Source organism: Mycobacterium sp. IS-836 (assembly GCF_001954275.1).
Lineage (GTDB): Bacteria > Actinomycetota > Actinomycetes > Mycobacteriales > Mycobacteriaceae > Mycobacterium.
In genome coordinates, this window is the sequence record NZ_MBEU01000030.1 from 25,633 (window position 1) to 40,233 (window position 14,601).

The 14,601-nt window shown below is 69.0% G+C and carries 11 protein-coding genes; 6 read left to right on the forward strand and 5 right to left on the reverse strand.

The genetic code is table 11. The features are described 5' to 3' along the window. Positions 1–30: 30 nt before the first annotated feature. The 3 genes from A5747_RS09870 (at position 31) to A5747_RS09880 (ending at position 3,487) form a co-directional block, all read left to right on the forward strand. The gene (locus A5747_RS09870; protein ID WP_076123631.1) at positions 31–1,728 is read left to right on the forward strand and encodes an acyl-CoA dehydrogenase family protein; all 1,698 of its coding nucleotides are present in this window, start codon (positions 31–33) and stop codon (positions 1,726–1,728) included. 152 nt (positions 1,729–1,880) lie between these two features. Beyond that, complete coding sequence (locus A5747_RS09875; protein ID WP_076123696.1) at positions 1,881–2,549, forward strand: TetR/AcrR family transcriptional regulator; 669 nt, start codon at positions 1,881–1,883, stop codon at positions 2,547–2,549. Further along, positions 2,546–3,487 (forward strand): R2-like ligand-binding oxidase, encoded by a 942-nt coding sequence (locus tag A5747_RS09880; protein ID WP_076058256.1) that lies wholly within the window; start codon positions 2,546–2,548, stop codon positions 3,485–3,487. Before A5747_RS09875 ends, A5747_RS09880 begins: the two co-directional genes overlap by 4 nt. A gap of 4 nt (positions 3,488–3,491) precedes the next feature. Here the strand turns inward: A5747_RS09880 and A5747_RS09885 are convergent, their stop codons facing one another. Continuing rightward, positions 3,492–4,868, reverse strand: a complete 1,377-nt coding sequence (locus A5747_RS09885; RefSeq protein WP_076123697.1) for an NADP-dependent succinic semialdehyde dehydrogenase — start codon at positions 4,866–4,868, stop codon at positions 3,492–3,494. Positions 4,869–4,959: 91 nt separating this feature from the next. Between A5747_RS09885 and A5747_RS09890 the strand changes: the two genes are divergently transcribed. Then, positions 4,960–5,394 (forward strand): nitroreductase family deazaflavin-dependent oxidoreductase, encoded by a 435-nt coding sequence (locus A5747_RS09890; protein ID WP_076123632.1) that lies wholly within the window; start codon positions 4,960–4,962, stop codon positions 5,392–5,394. Between the two features lie 42 nt (positions 5,395–5,436). Next, on the forward strand, positions 5,437–7,083 hold the full coding sequence (locus A5747_RS09895) for an acetolactate synthase large subunit (protein WP_076123633.1): 1,647 nt from the start codon (positions 5,437–5,439) through the stop codon (positions 7,081–7,083). Here A5747_RS09895 and A5747_RS09900 read toward each other — a convergent pair. The 4 genes from A5747_RS09900 to A5747_RS09915 form a co-directional block, all read right to left on the reverse strand. After that, on the reverse strand, positions 7,026–8,504 hold the full coding sequence (locus tag A5747_RS09900; RefSeq protein ID WP_076123634.1) for a lipase maturation factor family protein: 1,479 nt from the start codon (positions 8,502–8,504) through the stop codon (positions 7,026–7,028). The two genes, A5747_RS09895 and A5747_RS09900, sit on opposite strands and share 58 nt — an antisense overlap. A gap of 85 nt (positions 8,505–8,589) precedes the next feature. Then, positions 8,590–12,789: an alpha-(1->3)-arabinofuranosyltransferase gene (locus tag A5747_RS09905; protein ID WP_076123635.1), complete on the reverse strand. Its 4,200-nt coding sequence runs from the start codon at positions 12,787–12,789 to the stop codon at positions 8,590–8,592. A gap of 64 nt (positions 12,790–12,853) precedes the next feature. Next, on the reverse strand, positions 12,854–13,027 hold the full coding sequence (locus A5747_RS09910) for a DUF2613 domain-containing protein (protein WP_065443914.1): 174 nt from the start codon (positions 13,025–13,027) through the stop codon (positions 12,854–12,856). Between the two features lie 92 nt (positions 13,028–13,119). After that, entirely contained in the window at positions 13,120–13,317 is a 198-nt protein-coding gene (locus A5747_RS09915; RefSeq protein ID WP_076123636.1) for a DUF2613 domain-containing protein, read from the reverse strand. A gap of 113 nt (positions 13,318–13,430) precedes the next feature. Between A5747_RS09915 and A5747_RS09920 the strand changes: the two genes are divergently transcribed. After that, on the forward strand, positions 13,431–14,564 hold the full coding sequence (locus A5747_RS09920; protein WP_076123637.1) for a glycoside hydrolase family 3 N-terminal domain-containing protein: 1,134 nt from the start codon (positions 13,431–13,433) through the stop codon (positions 14,562–14,564). Positions 14,565–14,601 lie beyond the last annotated feature (37 nt).

A 14,601-nucleotide genomic window follows, 5' to 3' on the forward strand; every position in this document is an offset into this window, starting at 1 on the left:
TCGCCGCGATAGTGCAGTACCGTCCAGCGCATGTTGCTCAACCCCAACCGCCTGCAACGCCGCTACCCGGACCGTCGCTCGGCCGAGATCATGGCCGCGACCGTCGACTTTTTCGAATCCCGCGGTAAGGCCCGGCTCAAGCACGACGACCACGAGCGGGCGTGGTACTCAGACTTTCTGGACCACGTCGGACGCGAGCGCATCTTCGCGTCCCTGCTGACACCATCCGCGTACGGCGCGCCCGACTGCCGCTGGGACACCTATCGGATCAGCGAGTTCGCCGAGATCCTGGGCTTTTACGGGCTGAGCTACTGGTATCCGTTCCAGGTCACCGCCCTGGGGCTGGGCCCGATCTGGATGAGCGACAACGAGGACGCCAAGCGCAAGGCCGCCGCGCAGCTGGAGGCCGGCGAGGTGTTCGCCTTCGGCCTGTCCGAGCAGACGCACGGCGCCGACGTCTACCAGACCGACATGATCCTCACGCCGTCGGACCACGGCTGGGTCGCCAACGGCGAGAAGTACTACATCGGCAACGCCAACGTCGCGCGGATGGTCTCCACCTTCGGCAAGATCGACGGTTCTGACGAATACGTGTTCTTCGCCGCCGACTCCCAACACGACCGCTACGACCTGATCAAGAACGTGGTGAACTCGCAGAACTTCGTCGCCAACTACGCGCTGCGCGACTACCCGGTGACCGCGGCCGACATCCTGCACCGCGGGCCCGGCGCCTTCCACGCCGCGCTGAATACGGTCAACGTCTGCAAGTACAACCTGGGCTGGGGCGCCGTCGGCATGTGCACCCACGCCATGTACGAGGCGGTCACCCACGCCTCCAACCGCTACCTGTACGGGACCGTCGTCACCGACTTCAGCCACGTGCGGCGGTTGCTGATCGACGCCTACGTGCGCCTGATCGCGATGAAGCTGGTGGCCACCCGCGCGTCGGATTACATGCGCAGCGCCTCGGCCGAGGATCGTCGCTACCTGCTGTACAGCCCGCTGACCAAGGCGAAGATCACCAGCGAAGGGGAGCGGGTGATCACCGCGCTGTGGGACGTCATCGCCGCCAAGGGGGTGGAGAAGGACACCATCTTCGAGGCGATGGCCCGCGAGATCGGGCTGCTGCCCCGGCTGGAAGGCACCGTCCACATCAACATCGGGCTGCTCGCCAAGTTCATGCCCAATTTCCTGTTTGCCCCCAATGGCGAGCTCCCCGTCATCGGCCGCCGCGACGATGCGGCCGACGACTCGTTCCTGTTCGCCCAGGGACCCACCGGCGGACTGGGCAAGGTGCGCTTCCACGACTGGCGCGCGTCGTTCGACAGCTTCGCCCACCTCGCCAACGTCGCGCTGCTGCGCGAGCAGATCGACGTGCTCACCGACATGCTCGCCAGCGCCACCCCGGATGCGGTGCAGCAGAAGGACATTGACTTCGCGTTCGCCGTCGGTCAACTGTTCGCGACGGTGCCCTACGCCCAGCTCATCCTCGAGGAGGCGGCGCTGTCCGGTGTGGACGGCGCGCTGATCGACGAGATCTTCGCCGTGCTGGTCCGCGACTTCAACGGCTACGCCGTCGAGCTCAACGACAAGCCCTCGACGACGGACGTCCAGGCCCGCTTCGCGACGCGGATGATCCGCCGTCCGGCCCACGACCGCGCCCGCTACGACCAGATCTGGAAGGAACACGTGTTGCCGCTCAGCGGTGCGTACGCGATGCGTCCCTGACGTCGAGCCCCGCCGAGCGTGACGCTGCAGTCACGCTGGGCCTCGAGAGTGACTGTGGCGTCACGCTCGAACCTGAAAGTCGCCGCCTACACCTTGACTGTGAGCTAGCTCACCGTAGAATGACCAGTGGTCATCGACGCGAGGAGGCCACATTGCCGACGGTGACATGGGCACGAGTCGACCCGGCCCGCCGCGCGGCCGTCATCGAAGCCGCGGAAGCCGAGTTCGGGGCGCACGGATTCTCCCGGGGCAGCCTGAACGTCATCGCGCGCAAGGCCGGAGTCGCCAAGGGCAGCCTCTTCCAGTACTTCGCCGACAAGCGCGACCTCTACGCTTTCATCGCCGACATCGGCAGCCAGCGGGTGCGCGCCTACATGGAAGACCGCATCCGTGAGCTCGACCCGAGCCGGCCGTTCTTCGACTTTCTCACCGATTGGCTCGACGCGTGGGTGGCCTACTTCGCGGACCACCCGCATGAACGGGCGCTGCACGCCGCGGCCACGCTGGAAGTCGACACGGAGGCCCGCGTCAGCGTGCAGAACGTCATCCACCGCCACTATCTGGATGTCATGCGTCCGCTCGTCCGCGACGCGCACAAGCGCGGCGACCTGCGTGCGGATTGCGACACCGACGCGCTGCTGTCCTTGCTGCTGTTGATCTTTCCGCACCTCGCGCTAGCTCCGTACATGCGCGGCCTGGACCCCGTCCTCGGGCTCGATGAGCCCACCCCGGAGCAGCCGGCCCTGGCCGTGCGCCGGCTCGTCGCGGTGCTGTCCGCCGCGTTCTCCCCTCAAGCCGTCCACATCAAGGAGGTCACATGACACGCACGAGTTCAGGTTCCATGGTTAGGGGCGGGCTCAACTGGGACAGCTTGCCGCTCAAGCTGTTTGCCGGCGGCAACGCCAAGTTCTGGAATCCGGCCGATATCGACTTCTCCCGCGATCGCGCGGACTGGGAGGCGCTGACCGACGACGAGCGCCACTACGCCACCCGGCTGTGCGCCGAGTTCATCGCCGGCGAGGAGGCGGTGACTGAGGACATTCAGCCGTTCATGGCCGCCATGCGCGCCGAGGGCCGGCTGGGCGACGAGATGTACCTGACGCAGTTCGCGTTCGAGGAGGCCAAGCACGTGCAGGTGTTCCGGATGTGGCTCGACGCCGTCGGCATCACCGATGACCTGCACGAGTATCTCGAAGACGTCCCCACGTACCGCACTATCTTCTACGAGGAGCTGCCGGCCTGCCTCAACGCCCTGACGACCGACCCCTCACCGGCCGCCCAGGTCCGCGCGTCCGTCACCTACAACCACATGGTCGAGGGCATGCTGGCGCTGACCGGCTACTTCGGCTGGCACAAGATCTGCGTGGAACGCGGCATCCTGCCCGGCATGCAGGAGCTGGTCCGGCGCATCGGTGACGACGAGCGGCGCCACATGGCGTGGGGCACCTTCACCTGCCGGCGCCACGTCGCCGCCGACGACTCCAATTGGGAGGTCTTCGAAAACCGCATGAACGAGCTGATGCCGCTCGGGCTGCGCCTCATCGAAGAGGGCTTCGCCCTTTACGATCCGATGCCCTTCGGCCTGTCGGTGGACGAGTTCATGCAGTACGCCGCCGACAAGGGGATGCGACGGTTCGGCACGATCAACAGCGCACGCGGGCGACCGGTCGCCGAGATCGACCTCGACTACTCGCCGGTGCAGCTGGAGGACACCTTCGCCGACGAGGACGAGAAGGCGCTGGCGGGCGCGTCGGCCTAGCCGCTCACCCGACCCAGACGGTCTTGGCGTTGCAGAATTCGCGGATCCCGAGGCCGGCGAGTTCGCGGCCGTAGCCGGAGCGCTTCACGCCGCCGAACGGCAGCTCCGGATACGACACCGTCATGCCGTTGATGAAGACCTGGCCGGCCTCGATGCCGTCGATGAAGCGCTGCTGCTCGGCCTCGTCGTCGGTCCAGGCGTTGGACCCCAGGCCGAAGGTCGTGGCGTTGGCGATCTCGATGGCTTCGTCGACGCTCTCGACGCGGTAGATCGAGGCGACCGGTCCGAACACCTCCTCGGTGTAGAGCGCCATGTCCTTGGTGATGTCGGTGACCACCGTCGGGGGGTAGAACCAGCCCGGCCGGTCGAGACGCTCTCCGCCGCAACGGATTACCGCGCCGGCGGCCGCGGCGTCCTCGACCTGCTTGGCGACCTCGTCGCGGCCCGACTCGGTGGCCAGCGGGCCCACGTCGGTGTCCGGGTCGGTCGGGTCGCCGACCCGCAGGCCCTGCATCCGCTCGACGAATTTCTCGACGAACGCGTCGTAGATGTCGGCGTGGGCGATGAAGCGCTTGGCCGCGATGCAGGACTGCCCGTTGTTTTGAACCCGGGCGGTGACCGCGGTCTTGACCGCCTCGTCGAGGTTTGCCGAGGGCATCACGATGAACGGGTCGCTGCCGCCGAGCTCGAGCACCGTGGGTTTGATCTCGTCGCCGGCGATGGCGCCGACCGACTGGCCCGCCGGTTCGCTGCCGGTCAGCGTGGCCGCCGCGACGCGGGGATCGCGCAGGATGGTCTCCACGGCGCTGGAGGGAACCAGCAGCGTCTGGAAGCAGCCCTCCGGGAAGCCGCCGCGGGCGATGACGTCGGCGAGATACAGCGCGCACTGCGGGACGTTCGACGCGTGCTTGAGGATGCCGACGTTGCCGGCCATCAGCGCCGGCGCGGCGAAGCGAACGGCCTGCCACAGCGGAAAGTTCCACGGCATGATGGCCAGCACCACCCCGAGCGGCTGATAGCGGGTGTACGCCTTCTTCGCGCCGACCTTCGACGCGTCGGCCGGCTCGTCGGCCAGCAGTTTCTCGGCGTTCTGCGCGTAGTAGCGAAAACCCTTGGCGCACTTGACCGCCTCGGCCTTGGCCGAAGCCAGCGTCTTGCCCATTTCCAGGGTCATCATCTCGGCGGTCTTGTCCGCCTCGGCTTCCAGCAGGTCCGCGGTGGCGTTGGCCCACTCGGCGCGCTGGGCGAAGGTGGTGGAGTGCCGGTAGTCGAGGAACCGCTCGTGGGCGCGCGCAATCGCCGCCTGGACTTCGTCGTCGGTTGCCGGGGTGAAGGTCTGGACTGTCTCGCCGGTGGCCGGGTTGATCGTGGCGATGGGCACGTTGGCATCCTTCATCTGGTGGGTTGGCGGGGGCGTCTGCTACCAGCCTGCCACTTCGACATGAACATCCCCACCCACCGCAGGAGGCATCATGACCGGCAGTGACGTCAGTGACTTCAATCGGCGCAACATCGAGGAGTTTCGCGCCAACCACGGCCGGATCGGCGGGCAGTTCGAAGGCGCCCCGGTCCTGTTGCTGCACAGCATCGGGGCCCGCAGCGGCGAGGAGCGGGTCAGCCCGATGATGTACCTGCCCGACGGGGACCGCTACCTGGTCTTCGCCTCCGCGGCGGGGGCCGACCGCAACCCAGCCTGGTACTGGAACCTGGTGGCGAACCCCAACGCCAGCATCGAGGTCGGCGACGAGCACCTCGACGTGCGTGCCGTCGAACTCACCGGCGCCGAGCGCGACGAGAAATACGCCGAACAAGCCAAGCGATACCCCGGATTCGCGGAGTACGAACGCAAGACCACCCGCACGATTCCCGTCCTCGCGCTGATCCCGACGGGGCCACACCGCGACTGAAGCGGCGGTGCCGCCACTACTGTGGCCAAAGGGAGGTGCCGGATGATTAAAGCCGCCGAGCTGATGGTCAAGTGCCTGGAAAACGAGGGCGTTTCCGTGGTCTTCGGGCTACCGGGCGAGGAGAACATCCGCTTTGTGCAGGCGCTGGCCGCCTCGGACATCCGCTACGTGCTCACCCGGCACGAGCAGGCGGCCTCGTTCATGGCCGAGATGTACGGACGGGTCACCGGCCGCGCGGCGGTGGTGTCGTCCACCCTGGGCCCGGGGGCGATCAACATGCAGCTCGGGGTGGCCGATGCCACCACCAACAGCACCCCGATGGTCGCGATCTCCGCGCAGGTGGGCCAGGACCGTCAGTACAAGGAGTCGCACCAGTACGTCGACCTGGTGTCGATGTTCGCGCCGATCACCCGCTGGGCCGCCGGTATCCCGACGACACGCGCCATACCGGAGATGTTCCGCAAGGCGTTCAAGCTTGCCGAGGCCGAACGCCCCGCCGCCGTCTATCTGGCGGTGCCCGAACACATCGACGCCGACGACAACGACTACGACCTGACCCCGTTGCCGCGCAACGTCGTCCGCGCCGAGGCGCCCGCGTTTCGGCAGGTGGCGCGCGCGGTCGACATCCTGCGCGAGGCCAAGCGACCGGTGGTGCTGGCCGGCCACGGGGCGGCCCGCGGCGACGCGACGGCGGCCCTCGTGCGGTTCTCCGAGGAGTTCGGCATCCCGGTGGCCAACACGTTTCACGGCAAGGGCGTGATGCCCGACGACCACCCCAACAGCATCGGGACGCTGGGGTTCATGCGCCATGACTACGTCAACTTCGGGTTCGACAACGCCGACGTGGTCATCGCGGTCGGCTACGAGCTGCAGGAATTCGACCCGGTCCGGATCAACCCGAAGGCCGACAAGAAGATCATCCACATCCATCGTTTCCCGGCCGAGGTCGACGCGCACTATTCCGTCGACGTCGGGATCGTCGGCGATATCAGCGCCTCGCTCGACGCACTGCGGGAGGCGCTCGGCGAGCACCGGTTCGACGCCGACCCGGAGATACCCGGTTCCGGTCTGCTCGCTGAGGAATTCGCTCGGGGACAACAGGATTCGCGCTATCCGCTGGCGCCGCAGCGGGTGGTAGCCGACACCCGTGCCGCGCTGGGCCGCAGCGACGTCGTCCTGGTGGACACCGGTGCCACCAAGATGTGGATGGCTCGGCTGTACCCGACGTTCGAGTGCAATACCTGTTTGGTCTCAAACGGCTTGTCCACCATGAGTTTTGCGCTGCCCGGCGCGCTGGGTGTCAAGCTAGCGCGACCCGACTGCAAGGTGCTGGCCGTCGTGGGCGACGGCGCGTTCATGATGAGCTCGCAGGAGATCGAGACCGCGGTTCGGGAACGGATACCGCTGGTGGTGTTGATTTGGGAGGACGGCGGGTACGGCCTCATCGAATGGAAGATGGACCTCGAACTCGGTGAGCATCACTACGTGAGATTCACCAACCCCGACATCGTCACCTACGCGGAAAGCTTCGGCGCCAAGGGATATCAGATCAAGAGTGCCGACGAACTGTTGCCGACGCTGAAGGCCGCGCTTGCCGACGACGGCGTGTCGCTGATCAATTGCCCGGTCGACTACTCCGAGAACCTGCGGTTGACCGACCGGCTCGGCGAGCTGGACGAGACACTGTGATCTAGCGCCATCGGCCGGACGTAGCCGCCGATCAGCGTGCGATGCCACCATGCCCGGTCGCGGCGCAGCTCGGCCCAGGTCGTGAAGCGGTACTGGTAGAGCTGCGCGCGCACATACGTGGGTGGCGACTCGGGGAAAGGGTTGCGCCGCAACAAACGCAGCGTCGGCCGATCGTTACGCAGCAGCCGCTGCAGCAGGGGCGTCAGCCACTGGTGGGCGTAGCCGGGTGAGATGGCCGCAAACCACATCAGCCAGTCCAGCCGCAGGTGATACGGCGCCCACTGCCCGGGCAGCTGGCGAACGGAACCGGGCTTGCCCTTGAATTCGTATTCCTTCCAGACGGTGTTCGGGGTAAGCCGCTCTTCTTCGGTTCCTTCGATGACCACCTCGCGGCGGACGCGGCCGATGCTGCCGAAGGCGCCGTAGGTGTTCACCAAATGAAATGGGTTGAACGACATGTTCATTCGCTGATGCGACGACAGCATGTTGCGCACCGGCCAGTAGGTCATGAACAGCACGGCCGCGGTGAAGGCAACCACCAGGGCGGCGAACCACTGCGGTGTCGGCGACAGCTCCGGACGCGCGGGCATCGGAAGCACCGCCGCCACCGACGAGTCGTCGATGGCGCTGAAAGCCAGGATGATCGTCACCCAGTTGAGCCACGCGAAGTTGCCCGATGCCACCAGCCACAGCTGGGTGACCACCACGATCGCCGCGGCGACGCTGGCCACCGGCTGCGGCGCGAACAACCCGAACGGCACCACGAGCTGCGCGAAATGGTTGCCCGCCACCTCGATCCGGTGCAGCGGCCTCGGCAGGTGATGGAAGAACCAACTCAGCGGCCCCGGCATCGGCTGGGTTTCGTGGTGGTAGTACAGGCAGGTCAGATCGCGCCAGCACGGGTCGCCGCGCATCTTGATCAGCCCGGCGCCGAACTCAACCCGGAACAGCAGCAAGCGCGCCATCCATAACGTCAGGATCGGCGGCGCGACGCGGTCGTTGCCGAGAAAGATCGCCAGGAAGCCGGTTTCCAGCAGCAGCGATTCCCAGCCGAACGAGTACCACGTCTGCCCGACGTTGACGATCGAAAGGTAGAGCACCCACAGCGTCAGCCACATCAGCATCGCGGCCCACAGCGGCGCCAGGTTGGCCGCGCCGGCAAGGACGGCCGCCGACAGCGCCGCACCGAACCACGAGACACCCGCGAACCATCGGTCGGAGTAGCGCAGATGGAAGATGCTCGGAGTTCGCCAGAACGTCTGGCCGGCCAAAAACCGGGGCACCGGCAGGATTCCGTGCTCGCCGATGAGGGCGCGGAACTGCAGGGCCGCCGCCAGGAACGCGATCAGGTACAGCGCCGCGGCGCCGCGCTCGAGCACCAGCCTGCCCAGCCAGTATTCGGGCGCGGAGATCCATCCCATGGCCGTAACTCCTCGGACGGTGGCGATTGCACCACCCGCATAGCCAGTCAACCAGCAGGTAAACCGGTAGCCAATCCCTTCGGCGTCATTCGTCGCGGCGCGGGGGCGTCCGATCCGGCAGGACCATGACCGAAGCCGCTAGCACGCCAAGCGAAATGAGTGCCAGCAGTTGCACATTCGCGGAATGACCGGCGTACCCGCCGACCGACCGCCAGGGATAGCGGGACAGCTGGGCCCCGGCCAGGATCAGCCCGCCGGCGCTCAGCGCGACGGTCGCACCGTCGCGCCAACGCGGCCGGTCGCGCAGCGCATACCGCAGACCGAGCGCCGCCGCGGCGACGACCAGCCCGGCCACGCCGGCGATCACCGTTCCCGCGGCCAGCACCGCCACCCCGGCCCACGGGCCGGGCCGCCACGGTGTCGCGGGCGCGTCGTCGTCGCGCCCCCGCCGCGTGCGCCACAACGCGAGCACGGCCAGCAGCGGCAGCAGCGCCAGTCCCACCGCCAGCCCGGCCCGGTACAGCGAGTTGCTGGCGAAGGTCAGCGTGATCGTGCCGGGGTCGCCCGCCGGCACCACCCAGCCCTGCTGCCAGCCGTTGACGGCGACGGGCGTCAGCCGGGTCCCGGTGCTGGTGCGCGCCACCCAGCCGGGGTTGATGCTCTCGGGAATGACCAGCATCCGCGCGTTCGCCGACGCGGGGGCCCGCACTTCGCGCCGGTCGGGACCCCACGCCCCGGTTTGGGCGGGAACCGGGGTCGCGCTTGGCATTTCGGCGGCGGTCGTCAGCTGGGCTCCGTCCACGACGAATTGGTCCCCGGGGCTGATCAACAGCTCCTGTTGGCCAGCGGGCAGCGCGATCGGGTCGCGTTCGCACGGCACCGCTTCGATCGGTTCGCCGTCCAGCAGTGCGCCCGCGGTGGTGCGGATCGAGGTGTGGACGAAGCGCCCCGCGACGGCGATGACCGGGCCGTGGTCGCAGGCGACGGTGATCTCGCGCGATCGGTTGCGACTGGCGTCGGCGGGCGCGACCGGATTGCCGTCGGTCCCTAGCACCGTCACCTCGGCCAGCCCCGGCGGCTTGAGCTGATCGAAGCCCAGGGCGTTGCGGTCGATGACGTCTTCCCAGTCGAGCAGGCTGATGGTGACGGTGTCGGTCACGCGCGGTTTCAGCGGCAGGGTTTGCGGCGTGCCGGCCTTGAGCTCGCGGACCTGCGGGCCGTCGCCCAGGTTCACGGCCAGCATCGTCGGGTGCGCCGGCAACGCCGACCGGCTGGGGGCCACGCGCAGCCCGGCGACCTCGGTGGGGCGCGGCAGTGTGACGGTCAGCGTCGGCGGCGACTTGTGTTGCACCACCCGCTGCGGCGCCGTCCACGCGGTCGCCGGGTCGCCGTCAGTGGCGGCAAACGCAGAGCCGAGGATGTCCACGGCGTCCGAATCGCCTTGGGCCCGAATGGTATTCGGCTCGGCGACCAGATCGGCCAGCTTGGGTCCCTGCCGTGGCCGCACCCACACCGTCGGCGTCACCGACACCGGGGCGGCGACACTCAGGGTGCGGCTGAAATTGACCGGCTCCTCCGGCGCCAGCGCCATCGACGCCGCGCAGCGCACGCCGTCGGGCGCCTGGGCGCAGCCCGGCCTGCCGAGCAGTTCCGATCCCAGGTCCCAGGCCGCGATCGCCGAACCCGGCGGCGGCCCGGGCACCCGAACGGTGTGCCGCAGGCTGACCTGGTGGGCGAATCCCGAAGCGTCGTATTGGGTGATCGACAGGTCGGTGATGCCGAACTGCACGCCTGGGGAACCGTCGTCGGTGCCGGCGGCGGTGACCCGCACCCACGGGGTTTCCCCGTAGGGCAGGGCCGCCGCGAGCGGTTTGCCGGGCTCGTCGAACCGCAGCGTGGTGCTGCCGTTGGCGGTCTCGACCAGGATGCGGCGGACCTGGGCGCCGACGGCCGTCGCGCTCGGCGTGATGGTGATGGCTCCGTTGGCCACCGGGTGGTCGAAATCCACCTGCAGCCACTGCCCCACGGCCGACTGCAGAGCGTTGGACACCCACGCGGTCCCGGAGTCGCCGTCGATCGCGGCGGCGGGCGAGGTTGCCGGCGCGACGTCGGGCATCGCGGTGGAGTCCGACGACGAACTCGACACGGTGATGCGGCCGCCGGTCCAGGCCCCGAACACCGGGTCGGCGCCGGGCACCGGGTAATCGGGCACCCGGTTGAAGGTATGCCGCGCGTCCCCCGGCGCCCGGATCGCCGACGAATGCTGGTCGACGCGGCCGTAGTCGGTCTCGCGGGCCACCGGGGTGTCGGTGACGGTGACCAGGGGCGCCGCCAGCCCTGCGCCGCGGGCGTCCTGCACATCAGAAGTCATCAGCACCGGACCCAGCGGCGGCCGGCCCAGCAGCCGTCGCCGCTCGTCGAGGCGCAGCAGCGCCTCGGGTCCGCCGTCGACCCGGGCCAGCCGATCCGCGTCGGCGAAGTAGGGCGCGCCGGGAGCGCCGGCGCCCGCCACCCGGTAGATCTCCACGGCCGGGTATCGCGGCCGCAGCCCGCTGTCGGCGACGAACCCGGCTAGCGTGCCCGGCCCCACCGGGGTGCCGAACTGTGCCACCTTCTGCAGCCCCGGCGAACCGTCGACGGCGCGATGCACCAGGATGGGGCGCGCCGAGCGTGACGTCTCGGGATCCAGGTCGTTGCGCAGCACCACATACGAAATGCCTTGGCGGGCAAGGGTATCAGCCAGGCCCGGCGAGGGGCGTCCGGCGGCGAACAGCCGTTGCACCGAATCGAGCGCCCGGATGGTCTGCGGCGGTGTCAACGGGATGGAGTCGCGCACCCCCCACGGGCTGCTGCCGAGCACCTGCAGCGGCTCGTCGTGGCTGGTGCCCCACACCTGGGTGGCGAACGGTGCCCCCGGGATCACCAGCACCCGCCCCGGGGCCGGCGAACCCGAATTGTGTTCGCTGAGCCAGTCGGCGGCCTCCTGCCAGTACCGGGGTATCGCGCTGAAGGTGCCCGGCGGGGCCAGCCGGCCCGTCCATGCCAGCGAGGTGCTGACCGCCAGGGCGGTCAGGATCACCACCGTCGCGGCGACCCGCTTGTCGCGCTCGGGGTGGGCGAACGCCCGTAGCCACACGGGCAACGGAGCGCTGCCGGGTAGCGGTATCCGGCCCAGCAACTGCGCGATGCCCAGCGCGATGGGGATCCGGATCACCACGTCCAGCTTGTGCACGTTGCGCAGGGGCGCGCCGGCGGCGTCCAGGAATGCCTGCACCTGGTGGGCCAGCGGTGAGCCCAGCCCGCCGCTGTAGCCGACGGCCATCAGCGCCACGCCGACCAACAGCATCGTGACCAGCCGTCCCCGCGCCGGCATCGCCGGGCTGGCCAGCCCGGCCAGCCCCGCCGCGGCGACGAGGCAGGTGCCCAGGATCGCCGCCGACCCGGTCACCAGCGGCGCGCCCGCGGTGGCGGTCGGCGCCACGAACGGGGTCCAGCTCTCGGTGCCGCGCAGCATCTCCACCAGCGACGACCATTGCGTCGTCACGCCGGAGGATTCGATGAAGTCCAGGAATGGGGGGCTGACGCTGCGCAGCAGCCCCAGCGCCACGACCCACCACAGCATCGCCAGGGACAAGGCCAGCAGCCACCACGCCGTGTAGCGCCACCACAACCGGTTCGGCCGGTGACAGGCCCACCAGATCACCGCGGGCAGGCAACCGGCCAGCGTCGCGATGGCGTTGACCGCGCCCATCAACGCGACGGCCAGGCCCGCCTGGGCGGCCAGCGCCCGCACCGAGCGGCCGGACGACCCACGCAGCGCCAAGATCGTGGGCAGCAACACCCACGGCGCCAGCATCATCGGCAGCGTTTCCGACGAGATCGACCCGAGGGTGGTCAACACGCGCGGGGACAGCGCGAACGCCGCCGCACCGATCAGGCGTGCCGTCGGGCTGCCGATGCCCAGCGTCTCGGCGACCCGCAGCAGCCCCCAGAAGCCGACCGTCAGCAGCAGCGCCCACCACAGCCGTTGGGTCACCCATCCGGGCAAACCCAGAAAATGGCCCAGCAAAAAGAACGTGCCGTGCGGAAACAGGTAGCCGTAGGCCTGATTCTGCGCCTGGCCGAAGGGCAGGTCGCTGTTCCACAGGTTGGTCGCCCGGGCCAGAAAGCGCAGCGGGTTGGCGGTGAGGTCGAGTTTGGTGTCGGGGGACACCTGCCCCGGGGATTGGGCGAACGTCAGCGCCAGCGCGATCGCGGAGACCAACGCCAACCACCGGCGCGACAACGGCGCCGCCGACGAGCCCGACGCCGTTTCCGCGGGATCCGCGTGTGCCGAACCCGCGGCCGGGCTAGCTACGGTTGCCGTACTCGACCCGGTTGAGCACTGACGACTGCGGATCGCCCCCGGGGAGTGGCGGCTTCGTGTCCTGTTGCACCATCAGCGTGATCCCGAAGATCGCGGCCGCGCCCAGCAGCAGTCCGACCACGACGCTCGCGGCGGCGGGCGCAATGATCCGGTTCATCGATGGCTCCTTGACTTCGCGGTCGGGACGGTGGGCAACCCAAACGTCAACCTAGCAGAAGCGCGGTCGCGGCCCCGGTGCCCGAGTCGCCCTCATGGCCACGGTATGCAATGCCCGTGAAAGCACCGGTCGCCGTAGTTCACCAGGTGCGGCGCGGACGGAGGTGGGGGGCCCTGCACGGGCGCCGCGCTGTGGTCGTGCACGGCGAGGGTGACGCCGACGGTCGCGGCGGCGCCGATCGAGAGGCCCGCCGCGATGCTGGCGGCGACGGCCAGTGTGAACCCGGTCATCGCTGGCTCCTCCCTGCCAGTCAACTGGGGTTACCGGCCCCCGTCGAATGGCAACGTACCGCTGATGCCCCCTGACGTCGGAGATGAAACGCCGTTCGTGACAACATGTCCCGATGGCTTTTCCGCGCATCCTGGCCGTGCTGGCCGCCATGACGGTGCTGGTGGCATGCGGCCACGACTCCGCACGGCACCCCTCGTCGACGGTCAGCAAGCCGGTGGCCGCTCCCGCGCCGCCGGTGTGCGGCGACCCGACGGCCGCGCTGTCGACCCGCGACAAGCTGGCACAGCTGCTGATGGTGGGGGTGAGGAACGCCGACGAAGCCCGGGTCGTCGTCAACAACTCCCACGTCGGCGGGATCATCATCGGCGGCTGGACGGACCTGTCGATTTTCCAGGGTGGGCTGGCCGAGATCGCCCGCAGCGCGGGGCCCCTACCGCTTGCGGTGGGTGTCGACGAAGAAGGTGGCCGGGTTTCGCGGCTGAAGTCGCTGATCGGGGTGGCCCCCTCGGCCCGGCAGCTGGCGCAGACCCAGACGGTGCAGCAAGTCCACGACCTGGAGTTGGACCGCGGCAAAAAGATGCGCGAGCTGGGCATCACCGTCGACTTCGCCCCGGTGGTCGACGTCACCGACGCCCCGGACGGCGTCATCGGTGACCGCTCGTTCAGCGCCGATCCCGGCACGGTCACCGCGTACGCCGGGGCCTACGCGCAGGGTCTGCGGGACGCCGGACTGCTGCCGGTGCTCAAGCATTTCCCCGGCCACGGGCACGGCTCGGGTGATTCACACAAGGGCGGCGTCGTCACGCCGCCGCTCAGCGACCTGGAGGCCAACGACCTGGTGCCCTACCGGACGCTGGTGAGTCAGCTCCCGGTCGCAGTCATGATCGGTCACCTGCAGGTTCCCGGGCTGACCGGCGACGACCCGGCGAGCCTGAGCCGGGCCGCGGTGCAGCTGCTGCGCACCGGCACCGGCTACGGCGCGCCGCCCTTCAATGGGCCGGTGTTCAGCGACGACCTGTCCAGCATGGCCGCGATCTCCGATCGGTACGGCGTCTCCGACGCGGTGCTGCGCACCCTGCAGGCGGGTACCGACGTCGCGCTGTGGGTCAGCATCGAAGAGGTGCCCGCGGTCCTGGACCGGCTCGAGAAGGCGGTGGCCGCAGGCGAATTGACGATGCCGGCCGTGGACGAGTCGCTCCAGCGGGTGGCGACGATGAAGGGCCCCAATAAGGCGTGCGGCCACTAGCGCGCCACGGCATCGTTACTCTGGAGTCAGAGGGCTA